Genomic DNA, 23,424 nt, shown 5'->3' with positions numbered 1-23,424 from the left:
CCGCCCGGAGCACCGCCGCCCGCGTCGCTGCCGGGGCGTGTCGGCGGCGCGCAGTAGCCTCCTGGCGTGGACGAGCTGGACGCACCGCTGTCCGGTCGGCTGCCGGCGCCCGCCGCGGCGCTGCTGGCCAAGGAGCTGGGCCTGGAGACCGTCCGCGACCTGCTGTGGCACCTGCCGCGCCGCTACGCCGAGCGCGGGCAGCTCACGCCGATCCGGCAGCTGACCGCGGGCGACGACGTGACGATCGTGGCGCAGGTGGTCCGCACCTCGCCCCCGCGGCGGATGCGCAACCGCGACGGCGCGCTGATGCAGGTCACGCTGGGCGACGGCCGCGACACCGTCAGCCTGACGTTCTTCGCGCGCAGCGTGCGCCAGTTCGCCCACCACGAGCGCCAGCTGCGCGAGGGCCGGCAGGTGCTCGCCTCCGGGCGCGTGGAGGTCTTCAACGGCTCCTGGCAGCTGGCCCGGCCCGACTACCAGCCCCTGGACGACGACTCCGAGGACGCCCGCGCGCTCGCCGACCGCCCCATCCCGCTGTACCCGGCCACCGGCAAGGCCCCCAGCTGGAAGATCGCCAAGGCCGTGCAGACGGTGCTCGGCGCCACCGCGCAGGTGGCCGACGTCCTGCCGCCAGAGGTCGTCGCGCAGGCGGAGCTGCTGAGCCCGCTGGAGGCGCTGCGGGCCGTGCACACCCCCCGCGACCGCGCCGACGTCGCCCGCGGGCAGCGCCGCCTGCGCTACGAGGAGGCCTTCGTCCTGCAGACCGCGCTGGCGCAGCGGCGGGCCAGCACCGCGCGCGAGCGCGCCGTGGCGCGGGTGCGCCGCCCCGACGGCCTCGCCGCCGCCTTCGACGCGCGCCTGCCGTTCCCGCTGACCGGCGCCCAGGCCCGCGTGGGCGAGGAGATCACCGCCGACCTCGCCCGCGAGAAGCCCATGCAGCGGCTGCTGCAGGGCGACGTCGGCTCCGGCAAGACCCTCGTGGCGCTGCGGGCGATGCTCACCGTCGTCGACGGCGGCGGGCAGGCCGCGCTGCTGGCACCCACCGAGGTGCTCGCCTCCCAGCACCTGCGCTCCACCACCGCCGCGCTGGGCGACCTCGCCGCCGGCGGCCTGCTGGGCGGGCACGAGCTCGCCACCCGCGTGGTGCTGCTGACCGGCTCGATGGGCGCCGCCGCCCGCCGCGAGGCGCTGCTGGCCGCCGCGAGCGGCGAGGCGGGCATCGTCATCGGCACCCACGCGCTGCTGCAGGAGCACGTCGCCTTCGCCGACCTCGGCCTCGTCGTCGTCGACGAGCAGCACCGCTTCGGCGTGGAGCAGCGCGACGCGCTGCGCGCCAAGGCCTCCAGCGTGCCGCACCTGCTGGTGATGACCGCCACGCCCATCCCGCGCACCGTCGCCATGACCGTCTTCGGCGACCTGGAGACCTCCGTGCTCGACGAGCTGCCCCCCGGGCGGGCGGAGGTGACCACCGTGGCGGTCCCCCTGCAGAACGAGACGTGGGTGGACCGCGTCTGGCAGCGGGTGGCCGAGGAGGCGGCCCTGGGCCGGCAGGCGTACGTGGTGTGCGCGCGCATCGACGGCGACGACCGCGGCGGGCAGCCCGACGACGGCGGCGGGGACGAACCCCCGCCCGACGACCGGGAGAAGCGCCGCCCGCCCCTGGCCGTGGCCGACGTCGTGGAGATCGTGCGGCGCCACCCCGCCACGGCGCACCTGCGCACCGAGGTCCTGCACGGGCGCCTGGCCCCGGCCGACAAGGACGACGTCATGCGCCGCTTCGCCGCCGGCGAGGTGGACGTGGTCGTGTCCACCACCGTCGTCGAGGTCGGCGTGGACGTGCCCAACGCCAGCGTCATGGTCGTCGTGGACGCCGACCGCTTCGGCGTCTCCCAGCTGCACCAGCTGCGCGGGCGCATCGGCCGCGGCGGGCTGCCCGGCACCTGCCTGCTGATGACGGAGGTCGCCGCGAGTTCACCGGCCGGGCAACGGCTGTCGGCGCTGGTCGCCACCCGCGACGGCTTCGAGCTGGCCCGCCTGGACCTGGAGCAGCGCCGGGAGGGCGACGTGCTGGGCGCCGCGCAGTCCGGCCGCCGCTCCTCGCTGCGCCTGCTGGGCGTGCTCAAGGACGCCGACGTCATCGCCGACGCCCGCGCCGCGGCGAGCGCGCTGGTCGCCGAGGACCCCGACCTGCAGCGCCACCCCGCGCTGGCCGCCGCCGTCGCCGACCGCGTCAGCGGCGAGACCGAGCGCTTCCTGGAGCGGGCGTGAGCGCTGCCCCCGGCGGCCCGGCGCTGCTGGAGCTGGACCGGCTCGTCGTCGGCTACGGGCGCCCGGTCTGCGCACCGGTGAGCGTGCGCGTCGCCGCGGGCGAGGCCGTGTGCCTCGTGGGGGCCAACGGCGCCGGCAAGTCCACGGTGCTGCGCGCCGTCGCCGGGCTGCTGGAGCCCATCGCCGGCCGGGTGAGGCTGCGCGGCGAGCCCGTGGACGAGCGCCGTGCCGCGTTCCGCCGCGAGGTCGCCTCCGTGTTCGACGAGGACGCCTGGTTCGGCGAGCTGTCGGTGGCCGAGCACCTGGAGCTGGTGGCGCGCGGGCACGGGGTGCGCGACGCGGAGGCCGTCGTGGACGCCGAGCTGGAGCGCCAGCGGCTGACCGGCGCGGCCGACCAGCTGCCGGTGTCGCTGTCCAGCGGGCAGAAGCGCCGCCTGCTGCTGGCCGCCGCGCTGGTGCGCCCGCGCGCGCTGCTGCTGCTCGACGAGCCCGAGCAGCGGCTCGACCCGCCGGGCCGCCGGGAGCTGGCCGAGCGGCTGGCCGCCGAGCGCGACGCGGGCACCGCCCTGCTGGTCGCCACCCACGACGTCGTGCTGCTGCGCCGCCTCGCCGACCGCGCGGTGGTCGTGGACGACGCGCCCGCGGGCGGGGCCGCGCGGGCTGCGGACACCGCGGTCGAGTGCCGGGTGGTCGACGCGCAGGAGGCGGCGCGCGTCGTGAGTGCCCCGGTCCGGTGAGCACCGCGCCGGTGTCCGCCCTGCCCGGACCCGCCGCCGGGGCGCCGCTGCCGGGCCGGCGCGACCTGGTGCGCGAGGCGTCGCCGGCCCGTTCCGCGCGCGGGCTGCGCGCCACGCTCGCCGACGCCTACACCACCGTGCTGCAGGCCGGCATCGCCGCGCTGCTGCTGCTGGGGGGCAGTTCCTCGCTGCGCGGCGCCCTGCAGCGGGGCTTGGCCGCGCCCGGTGGCGGGCCGGGACCGGCGCCGACCCTCCCGGCCGTCCTGACCTGCGCGGGCCTGGCCGGCTGCGTGCTCCTGCTGGCCCTGGCGGCGCTGTGCCGGCTGGGGCCGGTGAGCCTGAGCGCGCCGCGCACCGCCTGGTGGGCGTCCCTGCCGGTGCCCCGCGAGCAGCTGCTGCGCCCGGTGCTGCGGGACCGGGCCCTGCTGGCCGCCGCGGCGGGCGCCCTCGTCGTGGCGTGGGCGGTGTCGCTGGCGCTGGGCGCCGCCGGGGACCTCACCGCCGCGGCGCTGCCGGCGCTGCTGGGCGGTGCCCTGCTGGGGGCGGCGGGTGCCGCCGCGGGGTACGTGCTGGTGGCCGGGCTCGCCGTGCGCGGGGAGGTGGAGGCCCTGCTGCGCACCGCCACCGCCCTGGACGCGGCCGCCGCCGGGGTCGTGCTGGCCCTGGCCGCCGGGGCGGTGGCCGGGGCGCCGGTGGACGCCGTGCCCCCCGCCGCGCTGCCGGTGCCGGCCGCCTGCGCCGCAGGTGCGGCCGTCCTCGTCCTGGCCGGCGCGGGCCGGCGCCACCTGCGCGACGTCGGTCGCACCCCCTCCGCCTCCCTGCGGCGCGGGGCGGCGCGGTTGGAGCGGCTGACGGCGTCCGTGCTGCAGGTCGACGTGCGCGAGCTGGGCCGGGCGCTGGCCGCCGACGGCCCCGGGCGGGTGCGTCCCGGACGCCGCCCGGCGGGGGCCCGTGCGCCGTGGGTGCGCGGCCCGGTCGGTGCGGTGCTGACCGCGGACGCGCTGCTGCTGCGCCGCCAGCCGCGCCGCCTCGCGACGGCCGCGGTGCTGGCGCTGGTGCCGTTCGTCGTGGCCGCCGGCACCTCGGCGCACCGCGGCGCCGCGGCGGTGCTGCTGTGGGCGGCCGGGTACGCGGCGGCCACCGCGCTGGCCGAGGCGGTGCGCGGCGGCGCGCTGGCTCCCGCGGCGGCGCGCGCCCTGCCGCTCTCCGTCGGGCTGCTGGTGGCGGTGCGGTGGCTGCCCGTCGCCGCGGCGAGCGCGCTGTGGGGGGCGGTGGCGGTGCCGCTGGTGGCCGGCACGTCCGGCCTGGTGCACGCCGGGGCGGGCACCGGGTGGGCGTCCTGGGCCCTGCTGGGCGCGCTGGCCGGCCCCGGCTGGGCGGCGGCGGCCGTGCGCGGGGCCCTGCGGCCCGACCCGGACTTCGCCCGCCCGGCGATCGCCACCCCGGCCGGCCCGGTCTCCCCTGGCGCGGCCGCGGCGGTCACCACGGGCCCGGACCTGGCGGCGGTGGCGACCCTGCCGGTGCTGCTGGCCCTGCTGGCCCGCGGCGCACCGGGACCGGCGCTGGCCGGGCAGCTGGCGGTGACGGCCCTGGTGGTCGTGGTGGGGTGGGCCTACGCCGCGCACCGGGCGCGGCGGCTGTCGTGACGCGCGCGCTGCGCGCCGGGGAGGGGGCGCGGTGACGCGCATCGTGGCGGGCTCGGCCGGTGGCCGGCGGCTGAGGGTGCCGCCGGGGGACACGACCCGGCCCACCAGCGACCGGGTGCGCGAGGCGCTGTTCTCCGCGCTGGACGCGGCCGGGGCGGTGGAGGACGCGCGCGTGCTGGACCTGTACGCCGGGTCCGGGGCCCTGGGGCTGGAGGCCGCCAGCCGCGGTGCGCGCGAGGTGGTGCTCGTGGAGGTGGCGCGGGCGGCGGCGCAGACCGCCCGCGCCAACGCCGCCGCCCTGGGCCTGCCGGGCGTGCGCGTGGAGCACGAGCGCGCCGAGCGCTTCCTCGCCGGCCCCCGCGCCGCGGACGGCGGCGGCTGGGACCTGGTGCTGGTGGACCCCCCGTACGCCGTGGACGAGGAGGCGCTGGCCGGGGTGCTCACCGCGCTCGCCCCGCTGCTGGCGGACGGCGCCACGGTGGTGGTGGAGCGCTCGGCGCGCAGCCCCGAGCCGCGCTGGCCGCAGGGCTGGTCCGCGGCGCGCCGTCGCCGCTACGGGGAGACGAGCGTGTGGACGGTGCACCTCGACGGGCCGGGCGGCTAGCGTGCCGCGGGTGCCCGACGCGATCACGGAACCGGCCGGCGCGGTGCGCCGCTGCGTGTGCCCCGGCAGCTTCGACCCGGTGACCCTGGGCCACGTCGACGTCGTGCTGCGCGCGGCGGACCTCTTCGACGTGGTGCACGTGGGCGTCGCCGTCAACCCGGCCAAGCGGGGCCTGTTCAGCGGCGCTGAGCGCGTGGACCTGGTGCGCGCCGCGCTGGACGCCGCAGGGGGCGAACGGGCGGCGCGGGTGGTCGTGGAGGAGTTCTCCGACGGCCTGCTCGTCGAGCACTGCCGGCGCCTGGGCGCCCGCGTCGTCGTGAAGGGCCTGCGCGGGGGCACCGACTACGCCTACGAGCTGCCGATGGCGCTGATGAACCGCCACCTGGCGGGGGTGGAGACGCTGTTCCTCGTCGGCGACCCCCGCTTCGAGCACGTCTCCTCCAGCCTGGTCAAGGAGGTCGCCCGCCACGGCGGCGACGTGTCGGGCCTGGTGCCCGAGCCGGTGCGCGGGGCGCTGCTGCGCCGCCTGGGCGGGGCGGTGGGGGAGGATGACCCGCGGCCGCCGCGAGGCGCGGCCGGTGGACCCTCTGGAGGCAGGTAGTCGTGGAAGTGCACGAGAAGCTCGGTGAGCTCGCCGCGCTCGTGTCGGGGGCGCGCGCGGTGCCCCTGTCGTCGTCCGTGGTCGTGGACCGCGAGCAGCTGCTCCGGCTCGTCGCGGAGGTGCGGCGCCTGCTGCCGGCGGAGGTCCAGCAGGCCGGCGACGTGCTGGCCCAGCGCGACGAGGTCCTCGAGGCGGCGCGCGCGGAGTCGGAGCGGGTGCTCTCGCAGGCGCGCGCGCAGGCCGAGGAGCTCACCGAGTCGCAGGCCGTCACGCGCGCCGCCCGCGAGCGCGCCGAGCACATCGTGGCCACGGCCCGCGAGGAGGCCAAGCGGCTGCGGCTGGACGCCGACGCCTGGTGCGACGGCAAGCTCGGCGACTTCGAGGAGGAGCTGGAGCGCCTGCAGCAGCAGGCCCGCCGCGGGCGGGACCGGCTCAAGGTGCGCGCCCCCGAGCAGGACGGGGAGGTCGCCGAGGAGCAGGGGGAGGCCCGCGAGGCCGCCGGGGCGCACCCGGCGCCGCGGCCCGCCCCGGAGGGCTGAGCGCCCCGGCGCCGCCCGCCGGGGACGCGATTCGGTACCGGGCGTCCGGCTCGGCTACCCTTGACCACGGCCTCGACGCCGGTGAGCGCCACCACCCCCGCGGCACCCGTGCCGTCAGGGTGGGGACGACCACGGGCGGCGGGGCTGCGTGGTGCTCCGAAGCAGCACCCGCGTGGTGCTCCGAGCGTGAGAGGCAGGACGAGTGGTCAAGGTGCAGGAGGGTCGGCTGGACCCCAGCGCCCCGCTGGTGCTGTCCACCCACGAGCTGGGTCGTCGCCCGGGCACGATGCGCACCCTGCGGCGCACGGTCCCGGCCCCGCCGGACCTGGGCATCGCCGTGATCGGCGTCCCCGAGGGCAGCGACCTCGAGCTGGACCTGCGGATGGAAGCGGTCATGGAGGGCGTGCTGGTCTCCGGCACCGTCCGCGGCCGGGCCGTGGGCGAGTGCGTGCGCTGCCTGACCGAGGTGACCGAGGACGTCGAGGTCGAGGTGCAGGAGCTGTTCGCCTACCCCGGCAAGACGCCCGCCGAGGTCGGCGAGGACGACGACGAGGTCCGCGAGGTCGCCCCCGGCGAGCTCATCGACCTCGAGCCCGCGGTGCGCGACGCGGTCGTGCTGGAGCTGCCGTTCCAGCCCGAGTGCGACGGCCCCTGCCAGCAGGACTACGAGATCGGTGTCTCCGAGCGCGCGCCCGGCGGCACCGACGACACCGAAGAGCCGGCGGACCCCCGGTGGGCCGCCCTGCAGGGCCTGCTCGAGCAGCAGCCCGGCCAGACCCCGTCCGACCCGAGAGAGAAGAGCTGACCGTGGCCGTCCCGAAGCGGAAGATGTCCCGCAGCAACACGCGGTCGCGCCGCGCCCAGTGGAAGGCGTCCGAGGAGACGCTGACCCGCACCGTGCAGCGCGGCCAGGTCGCCTACCAGCGCCCGCACACCGCGCGCGTCGTGACCGACTCCGCCGGCACCCCCCTGTACCTGGAGTACAAGGGCCGCAAGGTCAAGGACCTCTGAGCTGACCGCTCAACAGGACCGCGCCACCCGGCCGGGCGACGTCGGTGACGTCGCCCGGCTGGTGGGTGCCCTCGGCGTCGACATCGACGCCGATCTGCTCGTCCAGGCGCTGACGCACCGCTCCTACGCGTACGAGCACGGCGGCCTGCCGACCAACGAGCGCCTGGAGTTCCTCGGCGACTCCGTCCTCGGTCTCGTCGTGACCGACAGCCTGTACCACCGCCACCCGGACGTCTCCGAGGGCCGGCTGGCGAAGCTGCGCGCGGCGGTCGTCAACTCCCGCGCGCTGGCCGAGATCGCCCGCGGCCTGGACCTGGGCGCCCACGTGCGCCTGGGCAAGGGCGAGGAGACCACCGGCGGGCGGGACAAGTCCTCCATCCTCGCCGACACCATGGAAGCCGTCATCGGCGCCGCCTACCTGTCGCTGGGGCTCGAGGCCGCGCGCGAGTTCGTGCTGCGCCTGACCGCCGGGGTGCTGGAGTCGTCCGAGCGCCTGGGCGCCGGCACCGACTGGAAGACGGCCCTGCAGGAGCTGACCGCCGCCTCCGGGCTCGGCGTGCCCTCCTACGCGATCACCGACTCCGGCCCGGACCACGCCAAGAGCTTCGCCGCCGACGCCGTCGTCGGTGGCACCGCCCTGGGCCACGGCGAGGGGCGCAGCAAGAAGGAGGCCGAGCAGAAGGCCGCCGCGAGCGCCGTGCAGGCCCTGCAGGAGGCGCAGGCCGCGCACGCCGCCCGCACGCAGGGCTGAGCGGGGCGTGCCCGAGCTCCCCGAGGTCGAGGTCGTGCGCCGCGGCCTGGCCCGCTGGGTCGCCGGCCGCCGCGTGCGCGAGACGCACCTGCTGCACCCGCGCGTGGCGCGCCGCCACGTCGCCGGTCCCGCCGACGCCGCGGCCCGCCTGGACGGGACCGTCCTCGCCGACGCGGTGCGCCGCGGCAAGTACCTGTGGCTGCCGCTGGTGGACCCGGCGCGCGGTGCGGCCGCCGAGGCGCTCGTGGTGCACCTGGGCATGAGCGGGCAGCTGCTCGTGGAGGCCGAGGACGCCCCCGAGGAGAAGCACCTGCGCGCCCGCTGGCGCTTCGACGACTCCCACGTGCCGGCCGGCGCGGCGGGCACGGAGCTGCGGTTCGTGGACCAGCGCACCTTCGGCGGGCTCGCCGTCGTCCCCCTGGTGCCCACCCCCGACGGCGGCCCCGGCGGGCTGGGGGAGGACCCCGGCGCTCCGTGGGGCCCGTCCCTGCCCGCGCCGGTCGCGCACATCGCCCGCGACCCCCTGGACCCCGCCTTCGGCGACGCCGCGTTCGCCCGGCGGCTGCGCGAGCGCACCACCGGCCTCAAGCGCGCCCTGCTGGACCAGGCGCTGATCTCCGGCGTGGGCAACATCTACGCCGACGAGGCGCTGTGGCGCGCGCGCCTGCACTACGCCCGGCCCACCCGCACGCTGCGCACCGCGCAGGTGGAGGTGCTGCTGGCCGGGTTGCGCGAGGTGATGACCGCCGCGCTGGCCGCGGGGGGCACGAGCTTCGACGCCCTGTACGTCAACGTCAACGGCGCCAGCGGGTACTTCGACCGCTCCCTGGCCGTGTACGGGCAGGCGGGGCGGCCGTGCCCGCGCTGCGGGACGCCGGTGCGGCGCGACGCCTTCATGAACCGCTCGTCGTTCACCTGCCCGGCGTGCCAGCCGAGGCCCCGCACCCCGGCCGCCTGACCACGCCGCCCGCGCCCCGGCGGGGCGCCTCAGCCCCGGCGCAGCTCCGTCCACGTCTCGGCGACGCCGGGCAGGGCGGGCACGGACGTGCCGGTGAGCTCCTCGACGAGCCCGAACAGCCACTCCTCGGGATCCCGGCGCGGCGCCGCCTCGTACGGCGAGGGCGCGCCCTCGTCGACGACCACCCCACCCTCGCTGATCACCAGCAGCCGCGACGTGTGCCCGGCGTCGGCGGCTTCGAGCACGTAGGTGTCGGTGGTCCCCGAGTGCAGGACCGCCAGCGCCCGCTCCGCCCCGGTGCTCGCGGCGAGGGACTCGGGCACCTGCTCCAGCGCCGCTGCGGTGAAGTGCACGTGCAGCAGGCCGTCGCGCACCGCGGCGGCCACCGGGAACCCCTCGAACACCGGCGAGGTGCCCGCCGCCGCACTGAACCCGGGTGGCAGCGACTCCAGCCCCCCGGTGGCGAACAGGTCGGCTCCGTTCCAGCTCACCGGGGCATCCTGCCCGTCGTCGCGCTCCTACGCTGACCGTCGTGGACACCTCCAGCGGTGCCGGGACGCCCCCGGTCCCCGAGCGGCTGACCGCCTTCGTCTCCGGGCGGGTGCAGGGCGTGGGCTTCCGCTGGTGGACGCGCTCGCAGGCCCTCGAGCTCGGCCTGTCCGGCCGGGCGGTGAACAAGACCGACGGGCGCGTCGAGGTCGTCGCCGAGGGTCCGGCGCAGCGGCTGGAGGAGCTGCTGGAGCGGCTGCGCGAGGAGCCCAGCGCGCACGGCCGGCCGGGCCGGGTCACCGCCGTCGTGGAGCACCGCACCGCCGCTCGCGGGGAGTCCGGCTTCACCACCCGCTGAGCGCGCCCACCGCGCGGCGTCCCGGACGGGGCGCCGGGCGAAGTTAGGCTCCCTCCCCGTGCACCTGAAGACCCTCACCCTCAAGGGGTTCAAGTCGTTCGCGTCGGCGACGACGCTGCGCCTGGAGCCGGGCATCACGTGCGTGGTCGGCCCGAACGGCTCGGGCAAGTCCAACGTCGTGGACGCCCTGACCTGGGTGATGGGCGAGCACAGCGCCAAGAGCCTGCGCGGCGGCAAGATGGAGGACGTCATCTTCGCCGGCACCACCGGCCCGTCCGGGCGCGCCGCGCTGGGTCGCGCCGAGGTCAGCCTCACGATCGACAACTCCGACGGGGCCCTGCCCATCGAGTACGCCGAGGTGACGATCACCCGGACGATGTTCCGCACCGGCGGCTCCGAGTACGCGATCAACGGCGCGCAGTGCCGCCTGCTGGACGTGCAGGAGCTGCTCAGCGACTCCGGCATCGGGCGTGAGATGCACGTCATCGTCGGCCAGGGCCAGATCGACGCGGTGCTGCACGCCTCCCCCGAGGAGCGGCGCGCGTTCGTGGAGGAGGCCGCCGGCGTCCTGAAGCACCGTCGCCGCAAGGAGAAGGCGCTGCGCAAGCTCGACGCGATGGAGGGCAACCTCACCCGCGTCGCGGACCTGGTCACCGAGATCCGCCGGCAGCTCAAGCCGCTGGGCCGGCAGGCCGAGGCGGCCCGGCGCGCGCAGGTCGTGCAGGCCGACCTGCGCGACGCGCGCCTGCGGCTGCTCGCCGACGACCTCGTGCAGGCCACCAGCTCGCTGCAGCGCGAGGAGGCCGACGAGGCCGCGCTGCAGCAGCGCCAGCAGCGGGTGGAGGCCGAGCTCGCGGAGGCCGCCGGCCGGTTGCGCGCCGCGGAGGCCGCCGCCGCGGCGGCCGCGCCCGACCTCGCCCGCGCCGTGGAGACCCACCACCGCCTGCAGGCGCTGGCCGAGCGGCTGCGCGGCGTGCGGGCGCTGGCCGCCGAGCGCCTGCGGCTGCTGGCCGCCGAGACCGACGAGCAGACCGGCCGGCGCGACCCGGAGGAGCTGTCCGCCGCGGCCGCGCGGGTGCGCGCGGAGGAGGCCGAGCTGACCGGCCGGGTCGCCGAGCACCGCGCGGCCCTGGACGAGGTGCTGGCCCGCCGGGCCGAGGCCGACCGCGCCGCCGCCGAGGAGGACCGCCGGGTGGCCGCCGCGCTGCGCGCCGCCGCCGACCGGCGCGAGGGCCTGGCCCGCCTGGGCGGGCAGGTCGCCGCCGCGCGCAGCCGCGTGGAGTCCGCCGAGGCGGAGCTGGAGCGGCTGTCCGGTGCGCTGGCCGACGCCGAGCAGCGCCGCGAGCGCGCCCGCGCGGACTTCTCCGCCCTGGAGACCCAGGTCGCCGGTGTCGAGGAGGGCGAGGAGGGCCTGGACGCCGAGCACGAGGCGGCCGCCGCCGCGCTCGCCGAGGCGGAGGCGGCCTGCGAGGCCGCCGTCGCCGAGGAGCGCGCCGCCGCGCAGGAGCGGGCCGGCTGGGCCGCGCGCAAGGACGCCCTGGAGATCGGGCTGGCGCGCGGCGACGGCGCCGGGGCGCTGCTGGCCGCCGGGCCCGCCGTGTCCGGGGTGCTGGGTTCGGTGGCGGCGCTGCTGGAGGTCGAGAGCGGCTGGGAGCAGGCGGTGGCCGCCGCGCTCGGCGCGGCCGCCGACGCCGTGGTCCTGGCCGGCCCGGCCGAGGCGGCAGCCGCCATCGAGCACCTGCGCGCCGAGGACGCCGGGCGCGCCGGGATGGTCCTGGCCGGTGCCGGCGCGCCCTCCACCACCCCCGCCGAGGACCCCGCCGCCGGGGACCTGCCCGGGGACGCCCGCCCCGCGCTGGCGCTGCTGAAGGCCCCCGCCGAGCTGGCCGGGGCGCTGGCGCGGCTGCTCGGCGACGTCGTGGTCGTCGCTGACCTGGACGCGGCCCGCGCCGTGGTCGCCGCCCGGCCCGACCTGGTGGCCGCCACCCGTGACGGCGACCTGCTCTCGACGCACCGCGCGGCGGGCGGCTCCGCCTCGGCGCCCAGCCTGCTGCAGGTGCAGGCCGCCGTCGACGAGGCCACCGACGCCCTCGGTGCCGCCGAGCACCGCCTGCAGCGCGCGCAGTTCGCCCTCACCGGCGCCCAGCACGCCCGCGAGCAGGCCGCCGACCGGGTCGAGGCGGCCCTGGAGCGCCTGCACGAGAACGACGCGCGGATGAACGCCGTCGCCGAGCAGTTGGCCCAGCTGGGGGCCGCGGTGCGCGCCGCGGCCGCCGAGGCCGAGCGCACGCTCGCCACCCGCGCCCAGGTCGCCGAGCGCCTCGAGGCCGACCGCGCCCGGGGGGGGGGGGGGGGGGGGGGGGGGGCGGGGGGGGCGGCCGCCCCCCCCGCCCCCCAGCCCCCCCCCCCCCCCCCCCCCCCCCCCCCCCCCCCCCCCCCCCCCCCCCCCCCCCCCCCCCCCCCCCCCCCCCCCCCCCCCCGCCACGAGGCCGCCTCCGCCGCCCCCGACGACGACGACGCCGCCACCTCCACCGAGGAGCGCGACCGCCTGGCCGAGCACGCCCGGTCCCTGGGCCGCGCCGAGACGGAGGCCCGGCTGGCGCTGCGCACCACGGAGGAGCGCGCCCGCGCCCTGGCCGGCCGCGCCGACGCCCTGGAGCGGCAGGCCGCCGAGGAGCTGCGGGCGCGGGAGCGGGCCGCCGCCCGCCGCGCCCGGCGGGCTGAGCAGGCCCGCGTCGCCACCGGGGTGCGCGAGGGCGCCGACCGGGCCCTGGCGCACTGGGAGACCTCCGCCGCCGAGGCCTCGCGGCTGCGCGAGGCCGCCGAGGCGGCCCGCGCCCGCTTCGAGGAGGAGGTGGGCACCGCCCGCCGCGCCGTCGAGGCGCTCACGGCCGAGCAGCACCGCCTGGGCGACTCCCGGCACGCCGACGAGGTCGCCCGCGCCCAGCAGCGCTGGCGCATCGAGGCGCTGCGCACCCGGGCGGTCGAGGAGCTGGGCACCGACCCCGACGTCCTCGTCGCCGAGTTCGGCCCCGACCAGCTCGTGCCGCCCTCCCCGCCGGCCCCCGGCGACCCCGAGCCGGACGAGCCGCCGCAGCCGCGCCCCTACGTGCGCGCCGAGCAGGACAAGCGCCGCCGCGCCGCCGAGCGGGCCCTGGCCCAGCTGGGCACGGTCAACCCGCTGGCGCTGGAGGAGTACGCGGCGATGGAGGAGCGCCACGCCTTCCTCGTCACCCAGTCCGAGGACCTGAAGAAGTCCCGCAAGGACCTGCTGGACATCGTCAAGGAGGTGGACGAGCGCGTCGAGCGGGTCTTCTCCGAGGCGTTCGCGGACGTCTCGGCGCAGTTCGAGCAGGTCTTCCCGCGCCTGTTCCCCGGCGGTGAGGGGCGGCTGGTGCTCACCGACCCGCGCGACATGCTCGCCACCGGCATCGAGGTGGAGGCGCGGCCGGCCGGCAAGAAGGTCAAGCGCCTGTCGCTGCTGTCCGGCGGGGAGCGCTCGCTGGCCGCGGTCGCACTGCTCGTGGCGATCTTCCGCGCCCGCCCCAGCCCCTTCTACGTCCTGGACGAGGTGGAGGCCGCGCTGGACGACGCGAACCTGTCGCGGCTGATCACGCTGTTCGAGGAGCTGCGCGCCTCCAGCCAGCTCATCGTGATCACCCACCAGAAGCGCACCATGCAGATCGCCGACGCCCTGTACGGGGTGACGATGCGCGGCGACGGCATCAGCACCGTCGTCAGCCAGCGGCTGCGCGAGGCCGCACCGGCCTGAGGGGGCGGTCCCCGCGCCGGCCCGGTCGGCGGGTGCTGTCGGGAACCGGGTGGTGACGCATCTGCGAAGGGTTGGTCACGGAGCGGCAACATCGTCGTGGCGCGGTGGTGCAGGGGGGACGCGGGGGGCAATGTTGCTCCCGTGGTGATGACGACGCTGATCGTGACGTTCTTCCTCGTGGTGGGACTCGCGCTGGCGGTCCTGCTCTCCGTCGCCGCGCCGCCCATGCGCGCCCGGGGCAGTCGGCTCCAGGCCCGCCTGGACGCCCTCGCGGCCCGCTGGACGCCGGTGCTGCTGCACGCTGCCGCCCAGGCCCGCGCGGGCGCCCGCGCGCGCGCCGAGCACCTCGCCCAGCACCTCGCCCACCGGTCGGCGGCGCACCGGGCCCGCCCGGGCGACGAGGCCGAGGCCGCCCGCGCCCGCTGACGCGCACCCCCCGACCGGCGCGGTGCCCGACGCGCCGGGGCGGCCGGCGTCCGCCGCCGGACGGGTCTGGGAGGATCGGCCCCCGTGGAGACCCTGGACATCCTCATCGGCGTCGCCGTCCTGATCGCCCTCGCGGCGGTCGGTGCCGTCGCGGGCCTGGTGCGCCCGCGGCGGCGCCGCTCCTCGCTGCCGCCGCGCGCGGGGGAGCAGGCCGGCCGCTCCAGCCTCGGCCCGCGCTCGGACACCGACCCCCTGCCCGGGGTCGGCGACGACGCGGAGGTCCCCCGCGACTCGCCCAGCCGGGCCGTGGACGTCGTGGAGCTGCCCGAGGAGCCCGCCGGCCCGGTCACCGAGCGCCCCGCGTCCGCCGCCGGGCGCCTGGTCCGGCTGCGCGAGCGGCTGGCCCGCTCCAACTCCGCCCTGGGCCAGGGCCTGCTGGCGCTGCTGTCGCGCGACACCCTCGACGAGTCCACCTGGGAGGAGGTCGAGGAGACGCTCCTGCTGGCGGACGTCGGCGTCGGTCCCACCACCGAGATCGTCGACCACCTGCGCGAGCGGGTGCGGGTGCTCGGCACCCGCGAGCCGGCCCAGCTGAAGGAGCTGCTGCGCGAGGAGCTGCTGGCGGCCATCGGCACCGACGTGGACCGCTCCCTGGCCACCGACCGCCACGGGGACCGCCCCGCGGTCGTCCTCGTGGTGGGCGTCAACGGCACCGGCAAGACCACGACCGTCGGCAAGCTCGCCCGCGTGCTCGTCGCCGAGGACAAGGACGTGGTGCTGGGCGCCGCCGACACCTTCCGCGCCGCCGCGGCCGAGCAGCTGGCCACCTGGGGCGAGCGCGTCGGCGTGCCCACGGTGCGCTCCGAGCGCGACGGCGCCGACCCCGCCTCGGTCGCCTTCGACGCCGTCAAGGCCGGTGCGGAGGCCGGCGCCGACGTCGTCCTGGTGGACACCGCCGGGCGCCTGCAGAACAAGGCCGGGCTCATGGACGAGCTGGGCAAGGTCAAGCGGGTCGTCGAGCGCCACGGCCCCGTGGACGAGGTGCTGCTCGTGCTGGACGCCACCACCGGGCAGAACGGCCTGCGCCAGGCCGCGGTCTTCTCCGAGGTCGTGCAGGTCACCGGCATCGTGCTCACCAAGCTGGACGGCACCGCCAAGGGCGGCATCGTCGTCGCCGTGCAGCGCCAGCTGGGCGTGCCCGTGAAGCTGATCGGCCTGGGGGAGGGCCCGGACGACCTGGCGCCCTTCGAGGCCGAGGCGTTCGTGGACGCGCTGCTGTCCTGACCCGCCCCGCCGCCACCGGCCCCGTCGCACCCCGTGCGGCGGGGCCCTGCGCGTCCGGGGCGCGTAACACGAAGTTCACACGACCACCGGGCTCGTCACCGGTGTGAAACACGCGGTGGACGCGGGCGTAACAGGGCGGGTCCACGGTTGACCCGCTCGACCGACCAGCCCCGCCGCGCACTCCCGCGGCGACCCCGTCCCCCCCGCCGGCACGTGCCGGCCTCGCGGAAGGCCCCGTTGCCCATGGATACCGGTGACACCGCCTGGATCCTCACCAGCGCCTCGTTCGTGCTGCTGATGACGCCCGGTCTCGCGCTCTTCTACGGCGGCATGGTCCGCGCCAAGAGCGTCCTGAACATGATGATGATGAGCTTCGGCGCCCTCGGCCTGATCGGGGTCCTGTGGGTCCTGTACGGCTACTCGATGGCCTTCGGGAACGACGTCGGCGGCGGTCTGCTGGGCGACCCGCTGGAGTACTTCGGGCTGTCCGGCCTCATGGGCGAGGGCAACCTGTCCGGCACCCTGCCCGGCATGGCGTTCGTCGGCTTCCAGGCCGTCTTCGCCATCCTGACCGTCGCCCTCATCTCCGGCGCCATCGCCGACCGCGCTCGGTTCGGCGGCTGGATGGTCTTCGCCGGGGTGTGGGCCACGCTCGTCTACTTCCCCGTCGCCCACTGGGTCTTCGCCTTCGACGCCGACGGCTACACCGGTGGCTGGATCGCCAACGGCCTGGCCGCCATCGACTTCGCCGGCGGCACCGCGGTGCACATCAACGCCGGCGCGGCCGGCCTGGCCCTGGCCCTGGTCCTGGGCAAGCGCAGGGGCTTCGGCCGCGAGCCGATGCGCCCGCACAACCTGCCCCTGGTCATGCTCGGCGCCGGCCTGCTGTGGTTCGGCTGGTTCGGCTTCAACGCCGGTTCCGCGGTGGCCTCCGGCAACACCGCCGCGGTCGCCTGGGTCAACACCCTCGTGGCCACCTCGGCCGCCATCCTCGGCTGGCTGCTCACCGAGAGGTTCCGCGACGGGCACGCCACCTCGCTGGGTGCCGCCTCCGGCGCGGTCGCCGGCCTGGTCGCCATCACCCCGGCCTGCGCGGCCGTCAGCCCGGTCGGCGCCATCGTCATCGGTGTCGTGGCGGGCGTGCTGTGCGCCCTGGCGGTGGGCCTGAAGTACAAGCTCGGCTACGACGACTCCCTCGACGTCGTCGGCGTCCACCTCGTCGGCGGCCTGTGGGGCACCATCGCCATCGGCTTCCTGGCCACCGACACCGCCCCCAACGGCGTGAACGGCCTGTTCTTCGGCGGCGGCGTGGACCAGCTCTGGCGCCAGGTCGTCGGTGCCGTCGCCGTCCTGGTGTTCTCCTTCGTGCTGACCTGGATCATCGGCACCGTCATCCAGAAGACGATGGGCTTCCGCCTCGACGAGGAGGACGAGGTGACCGGCATCGACCAGGTCGAGCACGCCGAGTCCGGCTACGACTGGGGCACCCTGGGGGGCGGCAGCCTGCACGGCGGCGGCGCCCCGCGGCCCGACGCCCGTCACACCACCGGTTCGTCCTCGGAGGTCTCCGCGTGAAACTGCTCACCGCCATCATCAAGCCGCACAAGCTCGACGACGTGAAGTCCGCCCTGGAGTCCTACGGGGTGCAGGGCCTGACGATCTCGGAGGCCTCCGGCTACGGCCGGCAGCGCGGCCACACCGAGGTCTACCGCGGCGCGGAGTACACCGTGGACATGGTCCCCAAGGTGCGCGTGGAGGTCCTCGTCGACGACGTCGACATCCACGACGTCGTCGAGGTCGTCGTCAAGAGCGCCCAGACCGGCCGCATCGGCGACGGCAAGGTGTGGACCCAGCACGTGGAGGACGTGGTGCGGGTGCGCACCGGCGAGCACGGGCCGGACGCGCTGTGAGGACCCCTCCCGGCACGACCGGGTCCGCGCGGCTGCGGGGGCGGCGCTGAGCGTCGACCTGCGCACCGAGCGGCTCGCGCTGGCGGTGCGGGCCGGGCGACCCGGCCCGCACCGCCGCGCCGAGCTGGTGCAGCTCGTGGAGTCCCACCTGCGCGACGTGTGGGACCGGGCCGTCGCCCCGCTGCCGCAGCTGCTCGCCGACCCCGACGGCCCGGCCGGCGCCACCACCGGTGTCGCGCTGGCGTGCGTGGGGTCCCTGGCCCGAGGGGACTGCGGCCCGGCCAGCGACGTCGACCTGGTGCTGCTGCACGACGGGCGCCGCCTGGGCGCCGACGACGTCGCGGCCCTGGCCGACCGGCTCTGGTACCCCCTGTGGGACGCCGGGCTGCGCCTGGACCACTCGGTGCGCACGGCGCGCGAGTGCCGCGAGGTCGCCGGCGCGGACCTGGCCGCCGCGGTCGGGCTGCTGGACCTGCGGGCGGTCGCCGGCGACGGCGGCCTGGTGGCCCGCACCCGCGGGCACCTGCTGGACGACTGGCGGGCCGGGGCCCGGCGGCGCCTGCCGCAGGTGCTGGAGTCGCTGGCCGAGCGCGCCGCCCGGTGCGGGGAGCTGGCGCACCTGCTGGAGCCGGACCTCAAGGAGGCCCGGGGCGGCCTGCGCGACGTGGTCGCGCTGCGCGCGCTGGTCGCCACCTGGCTCACCGACCGCCCGCACGGCGCCGTCGACGCCGCGCACGAGGTGCTGCTGGACGTGCGCGACGGGCTGCACGCCTGCTCCGGGCGCCCCGGCGAGCGCCTCGTGCTGGCCGAGCAGGACGCCGTGTCGGTCGTCTGCGGCTACGCCGACGCCGACCTGATGCTGGCCGCGCTGGCGCAGGCCGCGCGCACCGTCTCCGCCGCCGTGGACACCACCGCCCGTCGCGCCCGCCAGTCGGCGCCCTCGCGCCGCTTCCGCGCCGCCGGGCGCCGCCCCCGGCTGCGCTCGCTGGGCCACGGCCTGGTCGAGCACGACGGCGAGGTCGTCCTGGGTGCCGGGGCGGTGCCGGCGCAGGACCCGGTGCTGCCGCTGCGCGCGGCCGCGACGGCCGTGCGCGCGGGCCTGCCGCTGTCGCCGGTCACCCTGGAGCACCTCGTCTCCGCCTGCCCGCCGCTGCCCGCGCCGTGGCCGCCGGCCGCCCGCGAGGCGCTGCTGGAGCTGCTGGCCGCCGGGCCGGCGCAGGTGCCGGTGTGGGAGCAGCTGGACCAGGTGGGCCTGGTGGAGAGCTGGGTGCCCGAGTGGACGGCCGTGCGCAACCGCCCCCAGCGCAACGCGGTGCACCGCTGGACGGTGGACCGCCACCTCATCGAGACCGCGGTGGCCGCGCGCGCCTTCGTGCGCGACGTGCCGCGCCCGGACCTGCTGCTGCTGGCCTCGCTGCTGCACGACATCGGCAAGGTGGCCGGGGCGCAGGACCACGCGCGCACCGGCGCGCCGCTGGCCCGCCGGGTGTGCGAGCGCGCCGGCCTGGAGCCCGGCGACGTGGCGGTGGTGGAGCGCCTCGTCGCGGAGCACCTGACGCTGGTGGACCTGGCCACCCGCCGCGACCCCGACGACCCGCGCACGGTCGAGGCGCTCGTGGCGGCCGTGGACGGGCGCTCGGACGTGCTGGACCTGCTGCGGGCGCTGACCGAGGCCGACGCCCGCGCGGCCGGGCCGGCGGCCTGGTCGCCGTGGCGGGCGCGGCTGGTCGACGACCTGGTGGCCCGGGCGCGCGCCAGCCTGGCGGGGGAGCCGGTGCCCGCCGTGGCCGGCTTCGACCCCGAGGAGCAGTCGCTGGCCGCGGACGTGGCCGCCGGGGGCCCCACCCGCGTGGACGTGCGCGAGGTCGACGGCTTCCTCGTCGTGCGGGTCGTGGCGCGCGACCGCACGGGGCTGTTCGCGGACCTGGCGGGCCTGCTGGCCGGGCACCGCCTGCTGGTGCGCTCGGCGCTGGTGCGCACCCTGGACGGGGTGGCCGTGGACTCCTGGTGGGTGGAGTCGCCCTCCGGCGACGCCCCGGTGGCGGAGCTGCTGCGGCAGGGCCTGGAGCGCATCGCGGCCGGCGACGTCGCCCTGCTGGACCGGCTGGCGGCCCGCGACGCGCGCACCCCCCGGCCCACCGGCGGGGTGCGCTCGCTGGTGGCGCACCCGCGGGTGGTGATCCTGCCCGGCGCGTCCGAGCGGGCCACCGTCCTGGAGGTGCGCGCCGCCGACCGCCCCGGGCTGCTGCACGCGCTGGGGCGGGCGCTGGCCACGGAGGGGATCGACATCCGCTCCGCGCACGTGGCCACGTACGCCGCCCAGGCGGTGGACACCCTCTACCTCGCCGAGGCGGACGGGCGGCTGCTGACGCCGCCGCGGGTGGCGATGGCGGTGCGCGCGCTGTCGGACGCCGCGGAGGTGCCGGGCTGACGGGCGGGGCGGCGGGCTGGCGGGCGGGGCCGCGGCGCGCCTCCCGTAGGCTGAGCAGGTGTTCGCCACGCTCTCCGACCGCCTCACCGCGACGTTCAAGTCCCTGCGCGGCAAGGGGCGGCTGTCCGCCGAGGACGTCGACGCGACGGTCCGCGAGATCCGCCGGGCCCTGCTCGACGCCGACGTCGCGCTGCCCGTGGTGCGCGAGTTCACCGCGCAGGTGCGCGAGCGGGCCACCGGCCTGGAGGTCTCGCAGGCCCTGAACCCCGCCCAGCAGGTCGTCAAGATCGTCAACGAGGAGCTCGTGGCGATCCTCGGCGGCGAGACCCGCCGGCTGCGCTTCGCGAAGAACCCCCCGACGGTGATCATGCTGGCCGGCCTGCAGGGCGCCGGCAAGACCACCCTGGCGGGCAAGCTGGGCCGCTACCTCAAGCACAACGGGCACCGCCCGCTGCTGGTGGCCTGCGACCTGCAGCGCCCCAACGCCGTGAACCAGCTGCAGATCACCGGTGAGCGCGCCGGGGTGGACGTCTTCGCCCCCGAGCCCGGCAACGGGGTCGGCGACCCCGTCGCGGTGGCCCGCGCCGGCGTCGAGCACGCCCGCCACCACCACCACGACGTCGTGGTCGTGGACACCGCGGGCCGCACCGGCGTGGACGCCGAGATGATGCAGCAGGCGATCGACATCCGCGCCGCCGTCACCCCCGACGAGGTCCTCTTCGTCCTGGACGCCATGATCGGCCAGGACGCCGTGGCCACCGCCGAGGCGTTCCGCGACGGCGTCGGCTTCGACGGCGTGGTCCTCACCAAGCTCGACGGCGACGCCCGCGGCGGGGCCGCCCTGTCGGTGCGCCAGGTCACCGGTCAGCCGGTCGTGTTCGCCTCCACCGGCGAGAAGCTCGACGACTTCGAGCTGTTCCACCCGGACCGGATGGCCTCGCGCATCCTGGACATGGGTGACGTCCTCACGCTCATCGAGCAGGCCGAGAAGGCGTTCGACGCCGAGCAGGCGCAGTCCATGGCGGCCAAGTTCGCCGCCGACGAGGACTTCACCCTCGACGACTTCCTCCAGCAGCTCAACGCCGTGCGCAACATGGGCTCGATCAAGAAGATGCTGGGGATGCTGCCGGGCATGGCCCAGCTGCGCGACCAGCTCGACGCCTTCGACGAGCGCGAGTTCGACCGCATCGAGGCGATGGTGCGCTCGATGACCCCCCTGGAGCGCCGCCAGCCGCGCATCATCAACGGCTCGCGCCGCGCCCGCATCGCCGCCGGCTGCGGAGCCAGCACCTCGGCCGTCAACGACATGCTCGAGCGCTTCGGGCAGGCGCAGAAGATGATGCGGCAGATGCGCAAGGGCCTCGGCGGCGGTGGGCTGCCCGGCATCCCGGGCATGCCCGGCGTGGCGGGCGGGGCCTCCAAGAAGCAGAAGGCGCGCGCCGCGGCCGCCAAGGGCCGCAAGGGCAAGTCCGGCAACCCGGCCAAGCGCGCCGAGCAGGAGCGGGCTGCGGCCTCGCGGGCGATCACGAGCGAGCCCGACGGCGGCTCGGCGTTCGGGGCCCCGCAGCCGCCGGCGGAGTTCGACCCCTCGCAGCTGAACCTGCCCAAGGGCTTCGACAAGTTCCTCGGCGGCCGCTGAGCCGCGCCGGGCGGGCGGGGACGTGGCCGGCACCGAGGCGCTGCACCTGAGCGGGCCGGTCCTGACCGGCCCGGACGAGGTGCGCGGCGAGGCGTGGGTGGTCGGCGGCCGGCTGACCTTCACCCGCCCCGCCGGCGCGAGCACCACCGAGCTGGCGGGCTGGGTCCTGCCGGGCCTGGTGGACGCGCACTGCCACGTCGGGGTGGGCCCCACCGGGTGGGTGGACGACGCCACCAGCGAGGCGCAGGCGCTCGCCGACCGCGACGCCGGTGCGCTGCTGCTGCGCGACGCGGGCTCGGCCTCGCAGACCCGCTGGATCGACGAGCGCGAGGACCTGCCGCGCATCGTGCGCGCCGGCCGGCACATCGCGCGCACGAAGCGCTACCTGCGCGGGCTGGCCCACGAGATCGAGCCAGAGGACCTCGTCGAGCACGTCCGCGCCGAGGCCCGCCGCGGCGACGGCTGGGTCAAGCTCGTCGGCGACTGGATCGACCGCTCCCGCGGCGACCTCGCTCCCTGCTGGCCGGCCGACGTGCTGCGCGCCGGTGTCGAGGCCGCCCACGCGCTCGGTGCCCGCGTCACGGTGCACCAGTTCGGCGAGGAGGGCGTCGAGGACCTCCTCGCCGCCGGCGTGGACGGCATCGAGCACGGCACCGGCCTGAGCGCCGCCACCGTCGAGGCCGTGGCCGCCCGCGGCGTCGCGGTGGTGCCCACCCTGGTCAACATCGCCACCTTCCCCGGCATCGCCGAGCGCGGGCAGGCGAAGTTCCCCGCGTACGCGGCGCACATGAGGGCGCTGCACGCGCGCCGGTACGCCACCGTCGCCGCGCTGCACGAGGCGGGGGCGCCGGTCTTCGCCGGCACCGACGCCGGCAGCGTCCTGCCGCACGGCCTGGTCGTGGACGAGCTGCACGAGCTGGTGGCCGCAGGGCTGCCGCGCACGGCGGCCCTGGACGCGGCGGCCTGGTCGGCGCGGCGCTGGCTGGGGCACCCGGCGCTGGCCGAGGGCGCCGCCGCGGACCTGCTGGTCCTGGAGGGCGACCCGCGCGCCGACCTCGGCGTGCTGCGCCGGCCGCGCGCGGTGGTGCTGCGCGGGCGCGCGGTGGCGGGCTCGGCGCTGCGCTGACGGCGGTGCCGACGGCGGGTCGAGCGTCGCGGCGCACCTCTGGCACAATGGCGGGTGCACCCGAACGCCCAGGGACCCTCTCGCCCGCAGCGTTCGCGTCCCCGAGCCCCGCCCGCCGGCGTCCCCACACCGGGTGGTGGCGGCTCACCCTGATGAGAACCGGAGACTTCCCCACGTGGCTGTCAAGATCCGCCTGAAGCGCATCGGCAAGATGCGCTCGCCGTTCTACCGCGTCGTCGTCGCGGACTCGCGCTCCAAGCGCGACGGCCGCGCCATCGAGGAGATCGGCGTCTACAACCCGATGACGCACCCCTCGACCATCGAGATCAAGTCCGACCGGGCGCAGTACTGGCTCGGGGTCGGCGCGCAGCCCTCCGAGCAGGTCGCCGCGCTGCTCAAGGTCACCGGCGACTGGCAGAAGTTCAAGGGCACCAAGGGTGCCGAAGGCCGCTACCAGCAGCCCTCCACCACGACCAAGCAGGCCACTGCCGCGTCCCCGGCCCCGGCCGCCGCGGAGGCCCCGGCCTCGGAGTCCTGACCCGGTGCTCGCGGACGCCCTCGAGCACCTCGTGCGCGGCATCGTCGGGCACCCGGACGACGTGCGCGTGACGTCCAAGACGTCGCGCCGCGGCCCCCTGCTCGAGGTCCGCGTGCACCCGGAGGACCTGGGCCGGGTCATCGGCCGTTCCGGCCGCACGGCCAAGGCGCTGCGCACCGTCGTCGGCGCCCTGGCCCCCGGGCGCCAGGTCCGCGTCGACCTCGTCGAGGTCGACCGCCGCTGAACCCGCACCACCCGTGAGCGCCGGGGTCGCCGACCGCGACCCCGGCGCTCGCTGCGTCCCGCCCCCGCTGCACGCCCCCCAGCACCGCCCAG

General features: G+C 77.6%; 22 protein-coding genes. 21 read left to right on the top strand and 1 reads right to left on the bottom strand.

Translation table 11 applies throughout. From position 1 onward, the window contains the following. Positions 1-66 precede the first annotated feature (66 nt). The 10 genes from ACRYM0_RS01420 to mutM all read left to right on the top strand — a co-directional run bounded on the left by ACRYM0_RS01420 (position 67) and on the right by mutM (position 9,115). Positions 67-2,268: an ATP-dependent DNA helicase RecG gene (locus tag ACRYM0_RS01420; RefSeq protein WP_432501376.1), complete on the top strand. Its 2,202-nt coding sequence runs from the start codon at positions 67-69 to the stop codon at positions 2,266-2,268. Continuing rightward, positions 2,265-3,005, top strand: a complete 741-nt coding sequence (locus tag ACRYM0_RS01415) for an ABC transporter ATP-binding protein (RefSeq protein WP_432501374.1) — start codon at positions 2,265-2,267, stop codon at positions 3,003-3,005. Before ACRYM0_RS01420 ends, ACRYM0_RS01415 begins: the two co-directional genes overlap by 4 nt. Then, positions 3,002-4,651 carry a DUF6297 family protein gene (locus tag ACRYM0_RS01410; RefSeq protein ID WP_432501372.1) on the top strand — a complete coding sequence of 550 codons (1,650 nt, stop codon included), beginning with the start codon at positions 3,002-3,004 and terminating at the stop codon, positions 4,649-4,651. Before ACRYM0_RS01415 ends, ACRYM0_RS01410 begins: the two co-directional genes overlap by 4 nt. 31 nt (positions 4,652-4,682) lie before the next feature. Then, positions 4,683-5,255, top strand: a complete 573-nt coding sequence (gene rsmD / locus ACRYM0_RS01405; RefSeq protein WP_432501370.1) for a 16S rRNA (guanine(966)-N(2))-methyltransferase RsmD — start codon at positions 4,683-4,685, stop codon at positions 5,253-5,255. A 10-nt stretch (positions 5,256-5,265) separates the two neighbouring features. Then, a complete protein-coding gene (gene coaD / locus ACRYM0_RS01400) occupies positions 5,266-5,856 on the top strand; it encodes a pantetheine-phosphate adenylyltransferase (protein WP_432501367.1) in 591 nt (196 codons plus the stop codon). Between the two features lie 2 nt (positions 5,857-5,858). Further along, positions 5,859-6,395, top strand: a complete 537-nt coding sequence (locus tag ACRYM0_RS01395; RefSeq protein ID WP_432501366.1) for an ATP synthase subunit B family protein — start codon at positions 5,859-5,861, stop codon at positions 6,393-6,395. A 211-nt stretch (positions 6,396-6,606) separates the two neighbouring features. Further along, positions 6,607-7,200, top strand: coding sequence for a YceD family protein (locus ACRYM0_RS01390; protein WP_432501482.1), 594 nt, complete (start codon positions 6,607-6,609; stop codon positions 7,198-7,200). A 2-nt stretch (positions 7,201-7,202) separates the two neighbouring features. After that, positions 7,203-7,406 (top strand): 50S ribosomal protein L32, encoded by a 204-nt coding sequence (rpmF, locus tag ACRYM0_RS01385; protein ID WP_166611797.1) that lies wholly within the window; start codon positions 7,203-7,205, stop codon positions 7,404-7,406. Position 7,407: 1 nt separating this feature from the next. After that, a complete protein-coding gene (rnc, locus tag ACRYM0_RS01380) occupies positions 7,408-8,157 on the top strand; it encodes a ribonuclease III (protein WP_432501480.1) in 750 nt (249 codons plus the stop codon). Between the two features lie 7 nt (positions 8,158-8,164). Continuing rightward, positions 8,165-9,115 carry a bifunctional DNA-formamidopyrimidine glycosylase/DNA-(apurinic or apyrimidinic site) lyase gene (gene mutM / locus ACRYM0_RS01375; protein WP_432501364.1) on the top strand — a complete coding sequence of 317 codons (951 nt, stop codon included), beginning with the start codon at positions 8,165-8,167 and terminating at the stop codon, positions 9,113-9,115. Positions 9,116-9,144: 29 nt separating this feature from the next. On the opposite strand, the gene ACRYM0_RS01370 is transcribed toward mutM, so the two are convergent. Further along, positions 9,145-9,606, bottom strand: a complete 462-nt coding sequence (locus tag ACRYM0_RS01370) for a hypothetical protein (RefSeq protein ID WP_432501362.1) — start codon at positions 9,604-9,606, stop codon at positions 9,145-9,147. A gap of 41 nt (positions 9,607-9,647) precedes the next feature. On the opposite strand from ACRYM0_RS01370, the gene ACRYM0_RS01365 reads away from it, so the two are divergent. From ACRYM0_RS01365 to ACRYM0_RS01315, 11 genes are all read left to right on the top strand, one after another. After that, entirely contained in the window at positions 9,648-9,962 is a 315-nt protein-coding gene (locus ACRYM0_RS01365) for an acylphosphatase (RefSeq protein WP_432501360.1), read from the top strand. A 58-nt stretch (positions 9,963-10,020) separates the two neighbouring features. Beyond that, the gene (locus tag ACRYM0_RS01360) at positions 10,021-13,734 is read left to right on the top strand and encodes a chromosome segregation SMC family protein (protein WP_432501358.1); all 3,714 of its coding nucleotides are present in this window, start codon (positions 10,021-10,023) and stop codon (positions 13,732-13,734) included. Between the two features lie 141 nt (positions 13,735-13,875). Continuing rightward, positions 13,876-14,160: a hypothetical protein gene (locus ACRYM0_RS01355; RefSeq protein WP_432501356.1), complete on the top strand. Its 285-nt coding sequence runs from the start codon at positions 13,876-13,878 to the stop codon at positions 14,158-14,160. Between the two features lie 93 nt (positions 14,161-14,253). Beyond that, on the top strand, positions 14,254-15,444 hold the full coding sequence (gene ftsY / locus ACRYM0_RS01350) for a signal recognition particle-docking protein FtsY (RefSeq protein ID WP_432501479.1): 1,191 nt from the start codon (positions 14,254-14,256) through the stop codon (positions 15,442-15,444). A 243-nt stretch (positions 15,445-15,687) separates the two neighbouring features. Beyond that, positions 15,688-17,019 carry an ammonium transporter gene (locus tag ACRYM0_RS01345; RefSeq protein WP_432501477.1) on the top strand — a complete coding sequence of 444 codons (1,332 nt, stop codon included), beginning with the start codon at positions 15,688-15,690 and terminating at the stop codon, positions 17,017-17,019. Further along, the gene (locus ACRYM0_RS01340; protein ID WP_432501355.1) at positions 17,016-17,354 is read left to right on the top strand and encodes a P-II family nitrogen regulator; all 339 of its coding nucleotides are present in this window, start codon (positions 17,016-17,018) and stop codon (positions 17,352-17,354) included. Before ACRYM0_RS01345 ends, ACRYM0_RS01340 begins: the two co-directional genes overlap by 4 nt. A gap of 46 nt (positions 17,355-17,400) precedes the next feature. Further along, on the top strand, positions 17,401-19,785 hold the full coding sequence (locus tag ACRYM0_RS01335) for a [protein-PII] uridylyltransferase (protein WP_432501474.1): 2,385 nt from the start codon (positions 17,401-17,403) through the stop codon (positions 19,783-19,785). Between the two features lie 58 nt (positions 19,786-19,843). Then, on the top strand, positions 19,844-21,424 hold the full coding sequence (ffh, locus tag ACRYM0_RS01330) for a signal recognition particle protein (RefSeq protein WP_432501353.1): 1,581 nt from the start codon (positions 19,844-19,846) through the stop codon (positions 21,422-21,424). 22 nt (positions 21,425-21,446) lie between these two features. Next, positions 21,447-22,550: an amidohydrolase family protein gene (locus tag ACRYM0_RS01325; RefSeq protein WP_432501351.1), complete on the top strand. Its 1,104-nt coding sequence runs from the start codon at positions 21,447-21,449 to the stop codon at positions 22,548-22,550. Between the two features lie 175 nt (positions 22,551-22,725). Further along, on the top strand, positions 22,726-23,088 hold the full coding sequence (rpsP, locus tag ACRYM0_RS01320) for a 30S ribosomal protein S16 (protein ID WP_432491656.1): 363 nt from the start codon (positions 22,726-22,728) through the stop codon (positions 23,086-23,088). A gap of 4 nt (positions 23,089-23,092) precedes the next feature. Continuing rightward, complete coding sequence (locus ACRYM0_RS01315) at positions 23,093-23,332, top strand: RNA-binding protein (protein WP_432491658.1); 240 nt, start codon at positions 23,093-23,095, stop codon at positions 23,330-23,332. The last annotated feature ends 92 nt before the right edge of the window (positions 23,333-23,424 follow it).

The organism is Kineococcus arenarius subsp. arenarius (assembly GCF_050871845.1).
Lineage (GTDB): Bacteria > Actinomycetota > Actinomycetes > Actinomycetales > Kineococcaceae > Kineococcus.
The sequence above is the reverse complement of the archived record's forward strand: the minus strand, read 5'-3'. Positions and strand labels throughout refer to the sequence as shown.